Annotated in this window: 16 protein-coding genes and 1 tRNA gene; 4 read left to right on the plus strand and 13 right to left on the minus strand. The window is 46.6% G+C overall.

Annotated elements, in window-relative coordinates; translation table 11 throughout:
- Window positions 1–34 precede the first annotated feature (34 nt).
- Genes KVT36_RS19605 through KVT36_RS19620 form a run of 4 tightly spaced genes read right to left on the minus strand, consistent with a single transcriptional unit; the run spans window position 35 to window position 3,381 of the window.
- Window positions 35–742, minus strand: a complete 708-nt coding sequence (locus KVT36_RS19605) for a LytTR family DNA-binding domain-containing protein (protein ID WP_217605152.1) — start codon at window positions 740–742, stop codon at window positions 35–37.
- Window positions 739–1,719 carry a DUF4407 domain-containing protein gene (locus KVT36_RS19610; protein ID WP_217605153.1) on the minus strand — a complete coding sequence of 327 codons (981 nt, stop codon included), beginning with the start codon at window positions 1,717–1,719 and terminating at the stop codon, window positions 739–741. Before KVT36_RS19610 ends, KVT36_RS19605 begins: the two co-directional genes overlap by 4 nt.
- A 10-nt stretch (window positions 1,720–1,729) precedes the next feature.
- Complete coding sequence (locus KVT36_RS19615; protein WP_217605154.1) at window positions 1,730–3,217, minus strand: sensor histidine kinase; 1,488 nt, start codon at window positions 3,215–3,217, stop codon at window positions 1,730–1,732.
- Window positions 3,214–3,381 (minus strand): hypothetical protein, encoded by a 168-nt coding sequence (locus tag KVT36_RS19620; RefSeq protein ID WP_217605155.1) that lies wholly within the window; start codon window positions 3,379–3,381, stop codon window positions 3,214–3,216. Before KVT36_RS19620 ends, KVT36_RS19615 begins: the two co-directional genes overlap by 4 nt.
- Window positions 3,382–3,481: 100 nt before the next feature.
- On the opposite strand from KVT36_RS19620, the gene KVT36_RS19625 reads away from it, so the two are divergent.
- Entirely contained in the window at window positions 3,482–4,687 is a 1,206-nt protein-coding gene (locus tag KVT36_RS19625; RefSeq protein WP_217605156.1) for a T9SS type A sorting domain-containing protein, read from the plus strand.
- An 82-nt stretch (window positions 4,688–4,769) separates the two neighbouring features.
- On the opposite strand, the gene KVT36_RS19630 is transcribed toward KVT36_RS19625, so the two are convergent.
- Window positions 4,770–5,840, minus strand: a complete 1,071-nt coding sequence (locus KVT36_RS19630) for an acyltransferase (protein ID WP_217605157.1) — start codon at window positions 5,838–5,840, stop codon at window positions 4,770–4,772.
- A gap of 448 nt (window positions 5,841–6,288) precedes the next feature.
- Here KVT36_RS19630 and KVT36_RS19635 point away from each other — a divergent pair, with 448 nt between their 5' ends.
- Window positions 6,289–7,155, plus strand: a complete 867-nt coding sequence (locus KVT36_RS19635; RefSeq protein WP_217605158.1) for an AraC family transcriptional regulator — start codon at window positions 6,289–6,291, stop codon at window positions 7,153–7,155.
- 85 nt (window positions 7,156–7,240) lie between these two features.
- Complete coding sequence (locus KVT36_RS19640) at window positions 7,241–7,954, plus strand: SIP domain-containing protein (protein WP_217605159.1); 714 nt, start codon at window positions 7,241–7,243, stop codon at window positions 7,952–7,954.
- Between the two features lie 296 nt (window positions 7,955–8,250).
- Here the strand turns inward: KVT36_RS19640 and KVT36_RS19645 are convergent, their stop codons facing one another.
- The 8 genes from KVT36_RS19645 to KVT36_RS19680 all read right to left on the minus strand — a co-directional run bounded on the left by KVT36_RS19645 (window position 8,251) and on the right by KVT36_RS19680 (window position 17,472).
- Window positions 8,251–9,660 carry a right-handed parallel beta-helix repeat-containing protein gene (locus tag KVT36_RS19645; protein WP_217605160.1) on the minus strand — a complete coding sequence of 470 codons (1,410 nt, stop codon included), beginning with the start codon at window positions 9,658–9,660 and terminating at the stop codon, window positions 8,251–8,253.
- A gap of 381 nt (window positions 9,661–10,041) precedes the next feature.
- Window positions 10,042–11,427 (minus strand): right-handed parallel beta-helix repeat-containing protein, encoded by a 1,386-nt coding sequence (locus tag KVT36_RS19650; protein WP_217605161.1) that lies wholly within the window; start codon window positions 11,425–11,427, stop codon window positions 10,042–10,044.
- Window positions 11,428–11,763: 336 nt separating this feature from the next.
- A tRNA-Ala gene (locus KVT36_RS19655) sits at window positions 11,764–11,839 on the minus strand.
- A 69-nt stretch (window positions 11,840–11,908) separates the two neighbouring features.
- Entirely contained in the window at window positions 11,909–12,325 is a 417-nt protein-coding gene (locus KVT36_RS19660; protein ID WP_217605162.1) for a two-component system response regulator, read from the minus strand.
- Window positions 12,309–13,406, minus strand: coding sequence for a hybrid sensor histidine kinase/response regulator (locus KVT36_RS19665; RefSeq protein ID WP_217605163.1), 1,098 nt, complete (start codon window positions 13,404–13,406; stop codon window positions 12,309–12,311). The genes KVT36_RS19660 and KVT36_RS19665 overlap by 17 nt, the downstream gene beginning before the upstream one ends.
- 11 nt (window positions 13,407–13,417) lie before the next feature.
- Window positions 13,418–15,586: a 7TM diverse intracellular signaling domain-containing protein gene (locus KVT36_RS19670; protein ID WP_217605164.1), complete on the minus strand. Its 2,169-nt coding sequence runs from the start codon at window positions 15,584–15,586 to the stop codon at window positions 13,418–13,420.
- A gap of 19 nt (window positions 15,587–15,605) precedes the next feature.
- Window positions 15,606–16,715, minus strand: coding sequence for a ThiF family adenylyltransferase (locus KVT36_RS19675; protein ID WP_217605165.1), 1,110 nt, complete (start codon window positions 16,713–16,715; stop codon window positions 15,606–15,608).
- 28 nt (window positions 16,716–16,743) lie between these two features.
- Window positions 16,744–17,472, minus strand: a complete 729-nt coding sequence (locus KVT36_RS19680) for a hypothetical protein (protein ID WP_217605166.1) — start codon at window positions 17,470–17,472, stop codon at window positions 16,744–16,746.
- 530 nt (window positions 17,473–18,002) lie between these two features.
- Here KVT36_RS19680 and KVT36_RS19685 point away from each other — a divergent pair.
- Entirely contained in the window at window positions 18,003–18,740 is a 738-nt protein-coding gene (locus KVT36_RS19685) for a superoxide dismutase (protein ID WP_217605167.1), read from the plus strand.
- Window positions 18,741–18,756: the final 16 nt, after the last annotated feature.

Consider the following 18,756-nt stretch of genomic DNA (forward strand, 5'->3'; position numbering starts at 1 on the left):
ACGTATCTATTTCAGATCCTGTACAGCACCTGTTTTATCCTTCCTTTCTCCCCCAGATCTTCCCTACCGCATCTGCATACGCCGCTCCTATGCTGATAGAGGCCTGCTGTATATACAGGTAGTTCCGGTCTATGCGCTCTACTTTACTGTTGGCTACAATAAAGAAACGGTGCACCCGGGTAAACAGGGTTGTGGGCAGCAGGTCCAGGGCTTCCTGCATGGAAAGGCGGGAAATAACCTTACGGTCTTTCAGCACAAAATTCACGTAGTTGCCGGCGCTTTCCAGGTACAGGATCTCATCCAGCCGGATCTTGCATTGCTCATAGCCGCTTTTAATAAAAATGTAATCAGGTACATAACCGGCGGCGGTGCTTTGCTGTTTTAGCTGCAGCAGGGTATGAGCTTTATTGCAGGCTTTCAGGAAACGGGTCAGGGAAAAGGGTTTCAGCAGGTAATCAATGGCATCCAGCTCAAAACTTTGCACGGCATGTTCTGAGTAAGCGGTGGTAAAAACCACCATGGGTGGGTTGGTAAGGCTGGTCAGGAAATCAATGCCGGTGATGTCCGGCATTTTAATGTCCAGGAAAAGCAGGTCTGTACGCTCTTTATTCAGGTGCTCCATGGCCTCAAAGGCGTTGGTGAACAGGCCCTTTACTTCCAGGAACGGCACTTTTGCCGCATGTGAGCGGATCACGGACAGCGCCACCGGCTCATCGTCTATGGCAATAGCAGTCAGCTTCATACCACGTTGTTTTTCCGGTAGCCAAGATACACATTATTATAGTCCACCAGTTTATCATATTCGCCTTTGGGCATCAGCAGCTTACTAAGCAGGGGCATTACTTCTATCAGGGTTATAATCAGTACTATCAGGCGGTACCGCTGCCGCAGGGGGGCATGTTCCGCGGTCAGCTCTTCCAGGGCTTCTGTTTGCGACAGGAACCCGTCTGTTAAAGAGGCTACATATACTTTTTCCTTGGCCTGGTTCTCTTTCCACTGGTCGGCCAGCTGGGTTTGGCGCTCCTGCAGCTGTGGCGCCAGCTGGCGGCGCAGGTCCGTCAGCTCCTGCTCTGCTTTCAGGTATTCTGTTTTCTTTACTTTGGCAATGGCAGATTCCCCGATCTTGCCGGAGCCGCCGGTACCATCTGTTTCCTTAATGTAATCATCCTTATAGCCTTTTACCTGGGTTTCTTTTTGCTGTAATTGCTGCTGCCATTGCTGGAGGTCTTTTTCCAGGCCGGTAGTATGTTCTGCATTCAGGGTGGCCAGCTCATTACGGAATTTTTCCAGCTTGCCCTGCCGGTTCAGCACCATCTGGGCCTGAATGTCTTTCCGGAACAGCAGTAAAATCACCGGCTGGGAAATGAACAGGCCAATGGTAAAGGCCAGGCATAAACGAAAGGCCACCGGTAGGAACTTCCGGCGGCCTGAGCCCGACATGGCCGTTATCAGGCTTCGGTCAATACTAAGGATGGCGAAACCAAAGAAAAATGCCAATCCAGCAATAACCATTTCATCATCTACCACGGTAGAAAAAAAGTATCCCCAGGCCAGGGTGGCAAACAGCCAGGTAACGAGTACGGATATGCCAATAATGCGGTACCGCTCCTGGTCTGCCCTGCAATCTTTTAGTATAGTAATGTCTGCGGCTGCTAACCACCAGAGGAATTTGCTGAGGCCATCTGCAGCAGGCGTATTGTTAACGGGTGTTTGTTCCATTGGAAGTGTATCAGGATACATGAATGGTCAGGTGCACAAAATATTCGGTAGCTGTTTGTCGTATGTTCAGCTCATGCCGTTGCGGGTACAGTAAGCTCAGGCGGTCACGTACATTATTGAGGCCAATGCCGGGACCTCTTTCTATATCATTATCCGGGCGGGCATGCGTGGTGTTGTACACATCAAAGTAGATCCGCTCTTTATCGCAGGAAAGGGAAATGGCGATCTTGGAGCGGTTACGCAAGCTAATGCCGTGTTTAAAAGCGTACTCCACAAAAGGGATCAGCAGCATGGGCGCTATGGCATGCTCGCAATGATCCTCATTAATGTTCACATCAATCTGTATATCCGGCGATGCCTGTGTGCGCAGGCGCTGCAGGGCAATGTAATTGTGCAGGTAAGCTACTTCTTTACGCAGGGCTATTTTTTCCAGGTGGTTCTCATCCAGCATAAAACGCATCATATCCCCCAGCTTCTGAATGCCTTCGCTGGTGTTCAATGCATTTTCCTGTAAAGCCGTACCGTATAAGGTGTTCAGGGCATTGAACAGGAAGTGCGGGTTAATCTGCGAGCGCAGGAAATCCAGGTCAGCTGCGGAACGGCCCAGCGCTTTCTGCAGGTTTAACATAGTAGCTACACGGTTTTCACGGGCTACGTACAGCCACCAGGTAATGGGTAGCAGCACCAGTAATTGTACTGCAAATAAGCCTAACATCAGTGCAAAGGTTTCTGCGGGGCGTTCCTGGCGTATGGCCAATGCAAGCAGGAGTATAGAAAAACCGGCTATAAAGGAGGTCAGGAAAACATCGCGGGCCAGGATCCATTTACGCAGGTGTATTTTTTCATACCGCGGAAATATTTTCGTGTACCAGACATAACCTACCGCTGCATAATACGGCCCGCCGCAGGCTACCAGTATAAATAAGATCCGGGAGTGTATCCCAATGGCAAATACCAGCAGGGCTATCCATGCAGCTACTGCCATAAAAGGCTCGTTCATAAGGAGTTTGCGCCCGCGTACATATTGAAAATACAGGTGTTTGCCGGCATAATACACTACGTATATGATGGTATAGAACATAGTAGTGCTAAAAGCCGATTTGGCAAAGTACATATGTGCCCCCTTTATAGAACTATATACACCCAGCAGGTAACCATAGTAGTAAGAATAGGCTACCATAATACCTGTGAACAGCACCAGCACAGTGGCGGCTAACAGCAGCAAGCCCGGTAACCAGCGCTGCCGTTCCAGGAATATGGGCACTATTACCATATTGGTGAAAAGAAAGGCTGCATATACAAGCGTAATATGCGCCAGGGAAGGCAGCAGGTAATGAATGTAATAGTCAAATACCTGGTGATATTGGTGAAATTTATAACCATAGGAATGCTGCATTTCAAATACGTTATCCGTAACGCTCCGGAATAACAGCGGGAATATCAGCAGCAGGAAAATAGCGGTTACTGCGCCGAACTCTAACTTTTTAAAAGAGATCATGGGTAGAAACTTTCAGCAATGATAGTCATCTCTGCAAAGTGCTTTCCTGAAATGGGATGAAAAGCCGGGAAAATGGGATGAAAACAGGAAAGGCGCAGGGCAGCGCTGCAGCTTTTACGGTAGTGCTGCGGCTTTTCCGGTATGGTTAACAAGCGGTTAGCCATACGGTAAAAAGAAAGTTGATCCCGGGAGATATTTTAAATAAATGAATACGAAAAACAGCGAAATTTGTCGTAACTTTTTTATACCCAAAACCAGACCTATATGAAACCCATAACTCTACTAAAACTTTTTCTTTTTAGTTGTCTATTAACGTGTTTTACTGCGCAGGCGCAGCAAAAAAGCGCTGCATATGCTATTACCGCTGACTCCCTAGGTGGGCTGAACTGGAATGTAATGCGCGTGATAGACATTAACAGCGGCTCCGCCATTAACCAGCTGGGCAAAGCGCCTGCTGCACCGGCAGCTGCCCTGCAGGCTAAAGTGAATGCCAATGCGGGCCGCGTTGCCGCCTGCGCATTTGATAAAGCCACGCACCGCCTGTTCTTTGCGACTATGCAAACCAACGAGCTGTATGCGGTGAACCTGAACACTGCCGGCAGCACGCCCATTAAAGTGGCAGACCTGCACTTTAATGATCCCTTTGTAAGCCACCCGGAAGAGAACAATATTACCCGCATGGTGATAGGTGCGGATGGTAATGGTTATGCGCTTACCAATGATGCTGACCACCTGTTTGTATTTGCCACTACCGGCCAGCAGGTACGTTTCCGTGATATGGGCAGCCTGAAAGATGCTGCTGCAAATGGCACTAACTCCATTCACGCATTCTGCACCGGCTGGGGCGGGGATCTGGTAGCGGATAAATACGGCTTCCTGTACCTCATTAACATTTACAACAAGGTGTTTAAGATTGATGTAAGTAAAATGGAAGCTACCTACACCGGTACTATCCAGGGCCTGGCCGCTGGTTTTTATACCAATGGCGCCGCGGTGAATGATGACGGACAGATCATGCTGGGCTGCTCTACAGCCAGCAAAGGTTATTACCAGTTCGACATTGCTTCCATGACGGCAACCGCCTTACCTAACCAGCATAATGATGTGTACAACGCATCTGACCTGGCCAGCGCTAACCTGCTGTTCCAGGATAAGGCCAGGGATATTGTTTCCGTTTCGCCGGATAAAATGGATATCAACGGTGATGATATTTCCATTTGGCCTAACCCCGTACCGGTGCAGGGTAATACCTTTAATGTAGCTTTTAACACGCTGGATAAAGGTGATTATATTATTCAGCTGGTGGATATGGATGGAAAAGTAGTAGCCAGCAAGCCTGTGAAATTAGGCTCCAAACGCCAAACGATCGCCATTAACTACGGTGGCGGTATTTCCGGTGGTTTGTATGTAGTACAGGTGCTGAACAGCAGCAATGTTACTAAAACGGCCCGGAAGATATTTGTGCTGTAATTAAGCTACCTGGAAATATTATAAATAGAAAAGTCCTGCACACACGTGCAGGACTTTTTATTATGAAGAGCTCAATTATTAACTATGCTGCGGCCTTGGGAACCACTACATCATTCTTCACAAAAAGCTTGCTCACAAAGCGTTTGCCCAGGGTAATAAAGGGCTTTTCTATGAACAGGAAAAGCAGGTAAGATATAATGAGATTGGCCACCAGGAAAACACTAACTGCCAGCAGCGCATTGGCTATTTTACCCAATGGTGAATAGGTAATAACCATGCGGATAATACCCGGCATTAATATCATGTGTATCAGGTACAGGGAGTATGATACATCTGCCCCAAAAGCCGCTACCTTACCGCATAAGGGCCGCTTTATAGCTTCTAATACAAAACTAACGGAAGGATGTACATGTGTTTTTATTTGTTCAGAGAACATCAAAATAACAATACTAAGTATAGTCACTGCGGTAAGGGGGCCTATGAAGGGCAGTACCAGCAGCGCCCAGGCAGCCAGATGGAACCGGGTTACCTTTTTAAAATTATAGGCAGCCAGTAATATGCCCAGTAAAAAGTAATGCATTGAGTAAGGTAACAGAGAGGGAGCCTGAAAGTCAATTAGCTTACCTGTTGCTGACCAGGTACCAAACAGCTTTTGTGCGGCCAATGCTCCCAGAAGTGTTAATACGATGAACTGCACCATCCTGTTCTTAACAATGCGCTCGCTTCTAAAGAAAAAAAGATACAGGAAAGGGAACAATATATAGAATTGCATTTCCAGTGAAAGGCTCCAGGCCGGGCCCAGTATGCTGGTGTTTATTACCGGCAGCAAGCCATGCAGCAAAGTTAAATGCATTAACAGATCCGTAAACCTGGGATAGGCCCCAGGGTTATAGGTAGTGGAAAAATGGGCTTCTTTGCCGGTGAAGTAGTGATAGTTATAATATACGCTTTCAAAGTTATAGTGGAAGGCATTGTAGGCAACAATCAGGGCTGCAAGGTATAATGGGTATAAGCGGAAAATCCGGCGAACCCAGAACTTCCACACGGTGGTTTTCTCTGCAGGGAGCTCCTCCTGCTCTCTTTTAACATAGTGATACATCATTAAGAAACCGGTAATTACCATAAAACCATCTACGGCAGGACCGTTGGTCATAAGGATGTTACCAATAACAGGGATCTTAATGAAGGAGGTACCACCTATCTATATATTTATAGAAGTGTCCTAAGGCCACCCAGAGCGCTAAAATAAAGCGCAATCCATTAAGGAAAGAGGTGTTCAGGTTTTTCATTTAATTCACATGTTTTTGGCAGGTTGTAACCTGCAATAAAGAAATGGTAGTATGCTTAAGCCGGGTTATATAGTTGAATATAAAAGTACCCCGGTATCAAATGGTAAGAGTAAACAGGATGTTGGCGTTGTAAGTTTAGTTAAATCCTAGTAATAAACCAACCTGCGCGGCATATACTACTTGTAATGCTTATAGCGGCTCTGCCATATTCATGCCAATCTTACTTATTCAAATAATGCCATAGCTTCCCCTGCCCGCCAAATTTTCCCGTTCCGCTATCAGAATTCCCCTAAAAAGCCCTTGTTTTGCAATATGCCTGTACGTCGCAAAATAGAAATACCTATTCACCGCCTGGATAAGGAAAACCCGGTTGGCCTGAAAATACAGGCAATAGATTCAACAAAACCCTATGCGGATGCCCGGGCTTATGGCGCCCACCGGGATGATCACTATGTTTTTATCCTGTTCATTAAAGGCACCTGCTGTACGAGGATCGATACCCAGTTACACCAGGCAGTTGCGCCGGCGCTGCTGTCTATTTTACCCGGGCAGGTACACCAATACCTGACTTCAACAGACGATGCCGCGGTTTGGTTTATGGCCGCCGACAGCCTGCTGGTAGGAGAGCCTTTCCAGCCCCTGTTGAATGAGGTTGCACATATAGGCCCCGTGCCGCTTACCCCCGGCCAGTTTGCATCGCTGGATGGTATGTGCAATGTGTTATCCCGCCAATTTGAAGCAGCGGATACCTTTCCGTTTTACAAGCCGGTGATCCATTCCCTGGTAACTGCCTTTACCGGGATGGTGGCTGGGGTATTTAAGGAATATATGGGAAGTGATAAACAGGTCCAGCGTGGCGCCGCCATAACCAGCACTTTCCGGCAGCTGCTGGCCGCCCATTATAAAACCATGAAAAGACCGGCAGATTATGCCGCTAAACTAAACCTGTCCCTCTCTTACCTGAATGAGACCGTAAAGATCCATACAGGCTTCCCTGTTAGCTACTGGATCCAGCAGGAAACCATGATGGAAGCCCGGCGCCTGCTGTATTACAGCCAGTTAAGCATTAAGGAGGTAGCCTACCAGCTGGGGTACGACGATCCCACCTACTTTTCCCGTTTATTCAAAAAGGTAGTAGACCTTACCCCGGGCGAGTACCGCAAAAACCACCGCGAATAGTCCAATCTTTGCCATGTATCGTCTCTTCCTGTCCGTTATATGATTCGTTGCTTTGCATATCATTTGAACAAACCATCAGTGACTTATGGAAAGCACCATACAATTGATCAAGCGGAAAGCTATTTCCCTGATAGCGCAAACACTTTCTAAAACAGGAACTGTGCTGGCAGTACGGGCCTGGGAACCGGCTACCGTAATAGAAGTTGACCTGCACCTGCCGGGTGTGGATATGCATAAGTGGACCACCCCACAACATATTAAGCTTGCAGTGGCGGAAGGGGTGTACCGGGATTATACCCCTTTAGGCTGGGATGCCGGTACTGCTACCTGCACCCTTATTATCAATGCCAGCCATAATGGCGCCGGTGCGCGCTGGGCGCAGGCTTTGCAGCCAGGTGATATCATAAGCTATGTAGGTATAGGCCCTACGCCGCCTAAACCCACTGCCAATGCACATGTAGTATTCCTTGGAGATGAAAGCGCCCTGGGGCATTTTTATGCGGTGCAGCAGATTGCACAAAACCCCTTATCCATCCGTGGCGCTATAGCGTTGGCGGATGAACAACACCGCGAAAATTTTCGCGCCTGCTGCTCTGATTTTAAAGCCCTGGAACCGGTTGATAAAACTGGCCGTAACCATGCAGACGGGCTGCTGCAATGGGCCGCTGCACAACGTTTTACTCCTGACACTGTTTTTTATACAGCAGGTTATATCCCTGCTGTAGTGCAGGTTCGGCAGGGGCTGAAGAGCTCAGGTATCAGCAGCGCACAAATAAAAGCGCAGGGATTCTGGAAGTGAATGGGGGGATAGTCCATAGTCTATAGTCAATGGTCCATGGCAGTGTTCATGAGTGAGATAATGCAATATCCTATACGGTATAATTTAAAAAGTTCATGGCCCACCGCTCATGATCTCTGGCATAGATGCGTATTCAATATTACGCTTACATGCTGCAGATCATGAACTATGAGCCACGAACTAATGTATGGTGTGTAGCAAAGCCCTTCTTAAGACACTCAGATAAATAGCCATTCTACATATGCAGTACTGACCACACCGTTGTATGTTATGGACCATGGACAATGGACCATCGGTTATAACTTTCTGTAACCTGCAGTACCCAGCAGGGAACCGGTTTTAGGCAGGTAGTAATTTGTAATATCTACCAGCGCAGCGGTAACCGAAGCAATTTTCTTGTTAGCCAGGGTACCGGTACCTTCTTTATAGGTACCACCGCCTTCTGTATAAATATAAGCATTGGCATAAATACCGCCGCCGGCCATTCTGGGCTGTATCAGGGCATTAGCATTAATGATCTGCGGTTTGGTCATCTGGTTGTTATAACCATTAATACGTATGCTGTTACCGCCGGTTCTGGCAATAGTGTTGTTAGAAATGGTGATCACCGCGTTCTGGATACCGCGCAGGCTTACCCCGTCATGGCCGGCCTGGTTATCGCGGAACAGGTTGTTGTGAATAACATGCGTAGCGCCGTTCTCACCGGAACCGTAGAACTGCAGCAGCTCACCCCAGCCATCATGCACATAGTTATCGTGGGTATTGGTATTGGTGGTACGGCCGCCAATTAAGATACCGCCTTCATGAGAAGGATTATGCTGTAAGGCCCAGTTCTTTACTTCATTGCCATACACTTCCAGATGGTCAATGGCAGAGGTCTGGATGCCATCAGCACCACCGTCATGCACGTAGTTGTTGTATATTTTCACATTGTACCACTTAATGGGCTGCACATATTGATGGCCGCTCACAAAGCTGGAGGGAGAATCGTAGTAAGATAAACCGGATGTCAGATCCCAGTAGGTAGCGGTATGGCCAATGTACATAGCCTCATTGAAAGTGCCGCTGATCTCTGTGTTGTGGATAGACAGGTTTTTCATCTGTGAATTCGGATACCAGGTGCTGGCATCATTCTTCACCGGATCTGTTTTAGCCCAGATGCCGGTGCCACCATTGGTAATGGTGAGGTTGCGGATCTCAAAGTTGTCGGTATGCGCTCTGAGGGTTATGTCAAAGTAAGCCTGCCGTGCAGCGCCTTGTGCGGAGCCTTTGATCAGGAACTGCGTTTTAGCAGTTTCACCGCCGAATTTAATGTAATGGCAGTTAGAGAACTGGATAGCCTCTGCATAAGAACCGCCAGCCCAGTTAGGGTTACCAATAGTGGTAACAGCACCGGTAGGGTTCTTGATGGTAATAGGCGCAGTAGCAGAACCAGTCAGGTTCATTACATACACTGCTTTGAAAGTCCCTTTCAGATTAATTACATCGCCCGGCTTGTAATAATTGTTGCTGTTGTTGATGGTTAAATGTCCGTAGGCGTCGGCCGTCAGAGTAAATTGGCGGGTGGTGGCCTCGGTGGCAGCAGTGGCCTCCGTAGGATTCATTTTCTCGACCTCGTCTTTTTTACAACCGGTAATAGCCAGGGATGCGGCGGCAGCAATAGTTGCAATAAGCTTTAATGCTTGTTGGTGTTTCGATACGTTCATGGTTTTTCTTTTGTTATGGTTTTATAAGATCAAAAGCGTATTCGGTTAGTACATGCATGACAATGCCTGATCATGTACACATGATATGATATGGTTTTAAAATTGGAAATGCAGTTAGAATAAGTGTAAAAGTGCCCCCAATAAATTTTAACGACAGCAAAAAAACGGAAGAAAAATCACATTATTATATCCTCTTATTTTTCACATAGGCGTCACCGTGCTAAAACAGGCTGGTAGTGCTTATCCAATGAGGGTAGTAAATGAGTTTATAAAAAAAGGAATGCTAGAAAGTAGTAGATATATTTTTATAATAATTTATAAAAATTATCATATGAAAAATTTTTTGAAAAATTTTTTGTGACAGGAAAATAGCAGCTGCGTTTATTCCGCTTTCCCTTTTTTCCGGTAACCGCAATCTGCTACCGGGGAGCTGCTGTTAGGCAGGTAAAAATTTTCTTTATCTACATCCGCTGCTGCTACCGTTGCAAATTTTGCATTCGCATTACTGCCTGTACCTTCTTCAACGGCGGCGCCGCCTTCCGTATATATATAAGCGTTGGGGTATAGGGGTGTACCGCCGGTGCGGGGTTGTATAAGAGCATTGTTGTTGGCAATTTGCGTACCCTTCATGCCCCGGTAGCCGCTCAGGCGTATGCTGTTGCCGCCGGTTCTGGCAATGGTATTGTTGGAGATGGTTACAATAGCATTGTCAGTGCCACGTATGCTTACCCCGTCATTCCCTTCCATATTATCGCGGAAAAGGTTATTGCGTATCACATGTTTGGCGCCGTTCTCACCGGAGCCGTAAAACTGCAGCAGCTCACCCCAGCCATTATGCACATAATTATCATGGGTATTGGTATTGGTAGTGCGGCCGCCCAGTAAAATGCCGCCGTTGTGGGCGGAGTTATGCTGCAAAGCCCAGTTGGTTACTTCGTTATTATATATTTCCAGCTGGTCAATGGCAGAGGTCTGGATCCCATCTGCCCCAATATCATGCACGTAATTGTTATAAATTTTTACGTTGTGCCATTTAATAGGCTGTACATAATCATGCCCCGGTTTAAACTTGGAAGGCGGATCATAAAAGGAAAGGCCGGCGGTTAAGTCCCAGTAGGTGGCGGTATGGCCAATATACATTGCCTCATTGTGCGTACCGCTGATCTCTATGTGGTGTATAGAAAGGTTCTCCATTTGCGAATTGGGGTACCAGGTACTGCGGTCTGCCCTTACCGGGTCTGTTTTGGCCCAAATGCCGGTACCGCCGTTCGTAATGGTCAGGTTGCGGATCTCAATATTGTCCGTATGCCCCCGTAATATCAGGTCAAAATAAGCAGGCCTGCCTGCCTGTGTAGAGCCTTTGATAAGAAAGTTAGCCTTATTGTTATCGCTGCCAATTTTCAGGTAATGGCAGTTGGTAAAGCTGAACGCCTCTGCCCAGGACCCCCCGTTCCAGTTAGGGTTACCAATGGTGGTAACGGCGCCGGGCGGGTTTTTGATGGTAATGGGAGCAGAAGCAGAACCATTCAGGTTGGTAAAATAAATGGCGGAAAAGTTGCCCTTTAAAATGAGCACATCCCCTGGTTTATAGTATCTGTTGATATCGTTCACATTTAACCGCCCGTTCCCGTCCGGCGTAAGGGTATACGTTTTACCCTGCGGGGCCGGAGCCGGAGCCGGAGCCACTTGCGGATGGGGTGTGCTTTGGGGGGCCTGGCCGTTATTACAGTTTGTAAATAAAAGGGCAATGGCTGCAATAAATAGCATATTCAGTAGCTTAATGTGATGTTGCTTTGTTAATAATGACATAGCTATAGGTGTAACATGGGATTAGCACAAATAATGCCCTTTTTAGGATCATGGTAAAAATACGCCGGAATGCGCAAATTATATTATATGTTTTTGTTATGCTTTTTTATACTCCTGCCAGGGGTGGGCATTCCCGGTTATATGTAACGCACAATCAAGGGAATAAGTTCAATGAATTTAGGGTACATGCAGGGAGCTTGGAGTATCATTTGCGGATTTTACTGCACAGTAGGCCACAGGCAGCCCTATACGAAATAGAAAAGCCGCTACAATTGTAACGGCTTTTAATCTTTTTGGTGGAGGATATCGGACTCGAACCGATCACCTCAAACATGCCATGCTTGCGCTCTACCAGATGAGCTAATCCCCCGTATGCTAACGCTAATTGCTTTAGCGGGAGTGCAAATTTAGACTTTTTCCCCAAAAACCAAACACTTCTTTAAAAATCTTTAAAAATTTCCAGCACTGTTTCCCGCAAGTCCTTTGCCAGTAAGGGTTTCCTCAACAATTTCACTACCAATGGGTTAGCATTGGTACGGTTTATATCCCCATGATCCAGGGAGGAAGAGACCATTATAATATGGCACTGTGATTTTATCTTGAGGGGGTAACTATCAAAGGCCTCCAGGAATTCAAACCCATCCATTTCCGGCATCTGTATATCCAGCAGTATAATCGTGGGCGGTATACGGTGCAGGGTAATGTTGGAAGAAAGAAATTCGAGGGCCTTGTTGGCATTGTTAAAGGAAATGATGGTCCTGCTGATCTGTTGCAGCGTGATCAATCTTTCATGCAGCAGAAGATCTATTTCATTATCATCCACTAATATGATGCGTAAATCAGGAATCGAAATCATTTCTGTTGGGAATAGATATTTCAAACTGCGTACCTTCTCCGTATTTGGACTCTACGTTAATGGTTCCCCCGATCTTGCTCAATGCTTCCTTCACAATATATAAACCTATGCCGCTGCCAGGTTTGTTATTGTTCTTGGAACGGAAGAACATTTTAAAAATATTGCTCAGGTGCTCACTTAGTATACCAATACCGTTGTCCTCAATCCAGATGGTAGCTTTATGCGGCTCTACCTTTACCGATAAATTCACTTTCGGATTTGATTCATCCGGTTTCTGATACTTAACAGCATTTGATATCAGGTTGTTTAAAATAACACTGATACGGAAGGTATCTCCCTTAAAGTCTACGGGCTGATCGATGTTCAGCTGAAATTCTATCGCAGTGTTCTGCGGTTTAAACGCAGCAATACATTCATGCAGCAGGCTGTCAAAGTAAATTTTTTCATGCTCCACATCCAGCCGGGAGTTGCGGTAATATTCAATGATCTTCTGGATAAAGCCGTCCAGCTTCAGAATGCAGGACTCTATCATATCTACATACCCGTTAGGGTCGGTAACCGAGTTATCCAGCCGGGTCAGGTTAATGATCCCCAGTACTGACATAAGCGGGGAGCGCAGGTCGTGGGAGGTGGAATAAATGAACCGGTTCAGCTCATCATTGGTTTTTTCCAGCTCCGTGATCTTTTCCTTCAGCTGTTTACGGGCCTGGTACATTTCATAGGCATTGCTGATAGTATTAGCCAGCTCATGCTCATCCCAGGGTTTTTTAACGTAGGAAAAAATGTGGCCCTTGTTAATGGCTTCTATAATATCCTCCACATCGGTATACCCGGTTAACAGGATGCGGATAGGGTCCGGCAGCTGTTCTCTGATCTCGTAAAAGAAATCAACACCGGTGGTCACAGGCATTTTCTGGTCAGCAATGATGATATGTACATCTATACTTTTTAACAGCAGCTTGGCGTCCAGCGCTGAACTGGCTGTGTAAATTTCATAACTCCTCCTGAAAGTAGCTCTGAAAGCGTTGAGGTTATGAATTTCATCGTCGATGTACAATATCCTGATACGGTTTTCTTTCATTCAGGGTTCAGTTAATTCGGCAGATGAGTAATTTTCAAAGGTAAATATATAATAAATTCAGCGCCTTCATTGGGTGCTGTATTTACGGTCACATGGCCTTTATGCTTTTCAATAATATTAAAAACGATCGAGAGCCCCAAACCAGTACCTTCCCCCACATCTTTTGTGGTAAAGAACGGTTCAAAGATCTTTTCTTTTACCTCCGGCGTCATACCGGTGCCGCTGTCCTTAATACTGATGCGGGCCATTTCCTTTTCCTGGCTGGTAGTAATAACCAGGCATTCTTCCTCATGGCCGTTCTTACCGTTATCTTTGATAGCATTCAGTGCATTGGTAATAATGTTCATGAATACCTGGTTCACCTTACCGGCATAACACTCCACTTTTGGCAGCTCGCCATAATTGCGGACCACTTTTACATTCTGCGGAATGGCATTGCGCAGCAGCACCAGGGTAGAATCCAAACCTTCATGCAGGTCTACAAACTTTACGTCACTTTCATCCAGGCGGCTAAAGGTGCGCAGCCCCTTTACAATTTCCGCAGTACGGAAAGCCCCGTCCTCTATGCCTTTCAGCAGGGAGGTAATTTCTTCATGTATATAGCTGATGTCAATTTCTTTTTTGAAAGCGGTTATTTCCTTAAAGGCAGGCTGCAGCTCAGGCTGTTTTTCCAGCTGCTCATACTTGGAGAGCAGGGTCTTAATATCCTCAATATCCAGCTTCAGTGGTTTAATGTTGGAGGTTACAAAATTGATCGGGTTATTGATCTCATGCGCAATACCGGCGGTAAGCTGACCCAGGGAGGCCATTTTCTCTTTTTCCACCAGCTGGGCCTGTGTATCCTTCAAGGTTATCAGTGTGGTGCTCAGGTCATTATTGGTGTCCACCAATTGTTGGGTCCGTTCAGCCACCTTCTCTTCCAGCAGCACATTCTGCTCAAGTACCAGCTTTTCATTTTTGCGGGATGCCTGCAACGCCTCCGCCTGTGACTCTTCTTTTTCTTTTTTATAGGTGTTTATCTTATCTGCCAGCGCAAATGACAGCAGCACTACTTCCACCGCAGAACCTATGAGTAATATGTGGCTGGTAAAAATATTGTATGGCACAAGGCCTACATCTTTCAGCACAAAGATCATGATAGAAACAATAAACACGATCCAGGCAAATAAAAAGATGCGGGCCAGCCGCTCCTTGAATTTAATAGCGCGTATAAGCCCGAAGATGAGTATAAACACCACCACTGAAATGGCCAGCAGGTCTATGATCCCGTAAGCCATGGACAGCTGGCCGGAGAGCGTAAGGAAGAAGGTAGCGGAATATGCCAGAATAAAGAACCAGAATACTTTATCGGCCCAGGGCGCTTTGCTGCGTACATGCAAAAAATTCTTTACAAACAGCAGCACGCCTAAGCCGGATAATACCCCGCCCCATTGCACGCTTTGTTCCGTAAACCAGGGGTTATCATGCCACCAGTAGCGGTAGCCAAAACCCTGCAGGCAAATTTGTGTAAAACCTACCGTAGCAATATAAAAGATGTAATAAAAATAGCTCCAGTCACGCGTGGTAAAGAAAATGAAGATGTTGTAAAAGAACATCACCAGTATCACGCCTATGTACAGGGCCAGGAACAGGTCGTCTTTATTCAGCTCATTCAATATTTCTTTTTCCGTACCAATATAGGCAGGCACCAGGATGGGCTCTTTGGTTTGAATACGAAGGAAAAAAGTGCGGGTAGCGCCGGCCGGCACATTCAGGTCAAACACAAAGTTCTGGTGATTAAAAGGGCGCTTCTTAAAAGGCCGCAGGTCGCCACTTTCCACTACATTATAGTTACCATTCTCCGTAGGATAATAGAAATCTATTTCATCCAGTATAGGATAGGTAATATCTGTTTTCAGGTGTCCTTCCTGCGTTTGGTTGGTGACGGTAAAGCGCAGCCATACCACATCCTTGGTAATGGGAAAGGTAGGGATCTGCTTATCAACCGGCTTAAACTGGCCCTGACTCATTACATGAGCCAGCTGCAACGTGTCCGTAGGGTCCAGTAAATATTCCATTTGCCCATATACCGCCAGGTGCAGCGGTTTACGGCTGGTTACCGTAATGGTATCTGCCAGGGCATCCAGGTGGGCGCTTAGCAGGAGGGATACTAGCAGATATAAAAGAATATAGCGCTTCATTGCGGCGGAAAGGTAAGGTTTACAATTTAAAAAGCTGATCGGGATCTACATAATACCGGCCTGACGGAATGTTATGCTCCAGGCAAATTTCCCGGCAAACATGCGCTATCATGGCGCCTCCCAATGCCACGGCAGATGCCAGCTGCGGCCAGGTAGTAATGGTTTTGCCAATTTCGTGGATAGAGCTTCTCAATTTTTCAGAGATATTATCATAATCCAGGATATTGAGGGCTACCTGCATCCGTTGTTCACCGGTGAGCTGGCGAATGGTGGTATAAGAAAGATCGTCCGACACTTTCCCGTGTAAGATAGGGCGTTGCGGCTCCTGGTCAAAACGTTCAACATCCATCATACCCCGGTCGCTGGTTTCCATTACCACGGGAATGCCCATGGCACGGGCACGCTGGCGGCTAAGTATTTTAATATCCATGCTGTCGCATTCTTCTGCCAGCACATCCAGCCGGCCGCCTTCCAGTAAAAAATCCTGTATGTTATCTTCCGTAATGCCTTTGTCAAAACAGGTCACTTTCAGAAAAGGGTCTATTTCGGCTATTTCCCGGGCCACAATGGTGGTTTTAGGTAAGCCAATATTATGAATGCCGGCGCGTATACGGTTCAGGTTACTCAGGTCCAGTGTATCAAAGTCCGCAATACGGATCTCACCGCACAGCCTTTCTATGGCTAAGGTAAGGGCGGCGCTCTGCCCTACAGATAACCCGATAACGCCTATTTTTTTGGTGGCCAGCGTTTTTATTTCCGCAGCGGTTATCTTGTGCTGGTTGCGGCTGGTGCGCATTTCCACAAATTCTGCTTCGTCCAGGATGTGCACCAGGCGCTGGCTCCAGGGGTAATATACCCATACGCCATATTCATCTGCCGGTACATTTCCTATATGTGCAGCCGCTTTTTGCTGTAAAAGGTCTGTGGTTAATTTTTCTGCAGGGTGGCGGGTTTTCATCAGCTCCTGCAGCTGCTGCCAGATGGTATCATATACCTGTATAGCAGGGGTGTGCTGGATCAGCTCCTCAAAAGCAGCTCTTTGTTCCGGGATGCTTAAATGAAAAAAAAAGACAGTCTTCAGGTCTTTATCCTCAGCAGATATCCAATGCCTTGCTTCAATCGGGTTCATATGTCTGTAGTACTTTATAGTGTTGTGGTTATTTAACCAGCAGCAGGTTGTTGTCATACTGGCGTGCCTGGCGGATGCGCAGGTCGTAATCCAGCAGCATTTCGCCCTTCGGACCTCTTTCAACAACCGTTTGTACCGGATTGTTGCGCAGGTGCATGATTTTTTCTCTTTCTTCAGGATGGGCGCTGCGTTGCTCCCGGGGATCTTCCAGGATCATGGCCGTAGCGATCAGGTCTTCTTTGGGATAGTAGAAGGTACCCTGGTTGCCGATCTCCGTAAGGATCTTATAACCGGTTTTGCTGCTGTTCTTAAAGGTGGTTTGTGCGCAAAAGCTCATAAAAGTGGTAATAGGCAGCTGGCTTAATACGGCGTTCACTACACGGAATAATACTATACTGCCTACGCCCCAGCCGGCCACCTCACGGGAGTTCCAAAGGCCGCAGAACTCACCGGTACCGCCCTGTTGCTGCAATCGCTTTACCAGGTCAAAAATACGGGTATCCATGGTATTAATGGCGCTTTCAATGGGAAGGGGCACACTGCCGCCTGCCAGCTGTATACGGCAGCCACCATACACTTTATCCCCATCATCAGAAGTAACGGTAATCAGGTAGGCATACGGCTCATACATCCAGTCTACGCTGGCTGAGGTAACTTTCGTTACTCCATATGCTTCCAATACTTTTCTATGCCCGTTGACGTATTGCATACATTCTTCGGGATAATCAATAGCCCTGAATACTCTTACCTTAAGCATGTATAGGAATGCTTTAAATTTTTAAATGCTAAACCTTATGAATCCTTTTCAGCCTGCAAACTTGGCAGATAAAAAATTTTACATATTGTGTAGCGCTCTCCTTAGAAAAAACTTTTTTAAGAGCTGAGATCTGCCGGCAAATGGTGTCTTAAACCGGTGGTGCAATTATGGATACACATTTGTCGGCAATTGCTCGTGGCTAGGCTACTAGGGCAGGAGTAACAAATTGCTGTACTATTCTTACAGCAGGCACTGCCCGGGATAAATAGTCTCACTTATTTATGATTAAGAATAGATACGCTTGCTTGTACTTCACATGAAGATACCGGTAAAGTAATATTATTTTCAGAATAAATCATAATGATTTTTTGAGCAGAACATGGATGAGCGTAGAAAAAGAGAGTATTTTCAATAGGTTATCTTACAATCTCAACTGATAAAATGGTGTAATATTTGTAGCTTTATTGCTCACTACCCTCTAGCTTTGATATTTTAATGTCATTATATCATCACTCTCAATACAATTTGATATGGATAAAAGAGAATTTATTAAACTGGCCAGCCTGGCAGGAGTAGCCGCTTTGAGTAACCCTTCCGGACTGTTGGCCGCCTCTCCCGCACGTTCCTCCCTGGCTTTGGATCCCAGCCCTAAAGCGCCTTTTACACTTCCCGCTTTGCCTTATGAGTTTGGCGCACTGGAACCCAGCATTGATAAGCTGACCATGGAAATTCACCACGACAAACACCATGGCGCGTATGTGAAAAATCTGAACGATGCAGTGAATGGTACCACCTTTGCCAGCCTTCCGCTGGACCAGATCCTGAATAAGGTTACAGAAAAAGATAAGGCTATACGTAATAACGGCGGTGGCCACTACAATCACTCCCTGTTCTGGACCCTGATGTCCGGACAAAAAAGCGCACCATCAGATAAGCTGAAAACAGCGGTGAATAGTGCGTTTGGCTCCTGGGAAACTTTCCAGACCAAATTCAATGATGCTGCTAAAACCCAGTTTGGGTCAGGCTGGGCATGGCTGATAGTAACGCCGGAGAAAAAACTTTCCGTGATATCCACCCCTAACCAGGATAATCCTTTGATGCACCAGATCGTAAAGGAAAGAGGAACACCGGTGCTGGGCCTGGACGTATGGGAGCACGCCTTTTACCTGAAATACCAGAACCGCCGCCCGGAATACCTGAAAGCATCCTGGAATGCTGTTAACTGGGATGCCGTTAGCAAAAACTATGATGCAGCGGTGAAAAAATAGTCACCAGCTACCTATA

Source organism: Chitinophaga sp. GbtcB8 (assembly GCF_019091455.1).
Lineage (GTDB): Bacteria > Bacteroidota > Bacteroidia > Chitinophagales > Chitinophagaceae > Chitinophaga.

What these genes read in the sequence shown, in the direction of transcription:
- KVT36_RS19665 (WP_217605163.1), bottom strand. Translation starts at nt 13,406, where the DNA reads ATGAAAGAAAACCGTATCAGGATATTGTACATCGACGATGAAATTCAT.
- KVT36_RS19650 (WP_217605161.1), bottom strand. Translation starts at nt 11,427, where the DNA reads ATGCTATTTATTGCAGCCATTGCCCTTTTATTTACAAACTGTAATAAC.
- KVT36_RS19660 (WP_217605162.1), bottom strand. Translation starts at nt 12,325, where the DNA reads ATGATTTCGATTCCTGATTTACGCATCATATTAGTGGATGATAATGAA.
- KVT36_RS19605 (WP_217605152.1), bottom strand. Translation starts at nt 742, where the DNA reads ATGAAGCTGACTGCTATTGCCATAGACGATGAGCCGGTGGCGCTGTCC.
- KVT36_RS19675 (WP_217605165.1), bottom strand. Translation starts at nt 16,715, where the DNA reads ATGAACCCGATTGAAGCAAGGCATTGGATATCTGCTGAGGATAAAGAC.
- KVT36_RS19640 (WP_217605159.1), top strand. Translation starts at nt 7,241, where the DNA reads ATGGAAAGCACCATACAATTGATCAAGCGGAAAGCTATTTCCCTGATA.
- KVT36_RS19670 (WP_217605164.1), bottom strand. Translation starts at nt 15,586, where the DNA reads ATGAAGCGCTATATTCTTTTATATCTGCTAGTATCCCTCCTGCTAAGC.
- KVT36_RS19680 (WP_217605166.1), bottom strand. Translation starts at nt 17,472, where the DNA reads ATGCTTAAGGTAAGAGTATTCAGGGCTATTGATTATCCCGAAGAATGT.
- KVT36_RS19625 (WP_217605156.1), top strand. Translation starts at nt 3,482, where the DNA reads ATGAAACCCATAACTCTACTAAAACTTTTTCTTTTTAGTTGTCTATTA.
- KVT36_RS19630 (WP_217605157.1), bottom strand. Translation starts at nt 5,840, where the DNA reads ATGACCAACGGTCCTGCCGTAGATGGTTTTATGGTAATTACCGGTTTC.
- KVT36_RS19645 (WP_217605160.1), bottom strand. Translation starts at nt 9,660, where the DNA reads ATGAACGTATCGAAACACCAACAAGCATTAAAGCTTATTGCAACTATT.
- KVT36_RS19620 (WP_217605155.1), bottom strand. Translation starts at nt 3,381, where the DNA reads ATGGCTAACCGCTTGTTAACCATACCGGAAAAGCCGCAGCACTACCGT.
- KVT36_RS19610 (WP_217605153.1), bottom strand. Translation starts at nt 1,719, where the DNA reads ATGGAACAAACACCCGTTAACAATACGCCTGCTGCAGATGGCCTCAGC.
- KVT36_RS19615 (WP_217605154.1), bottom strand. Translation starts at nt 3,217, where the DNA reads ATGATCTCTTTTAAAAAGTTAGAGTTCGGCGCAGTAACCGCTATTTTC.
- KVT36_RS19685 (WP_217605167.1), top strand. Translation starts at nt 18,003, where the DNA reads ATGGATAAAAGAGAATTTATTAAACTGGCCAGCCTGGCAGGAGTAGCC.
- KVT36_RS19635 (WP_217605158.1), top strand. Translation starts at nt 6,289, where the DNA reads ATGCCTGTACGTCGCAAAATAGAAATACCTATTCACCGCCTGGATAAG.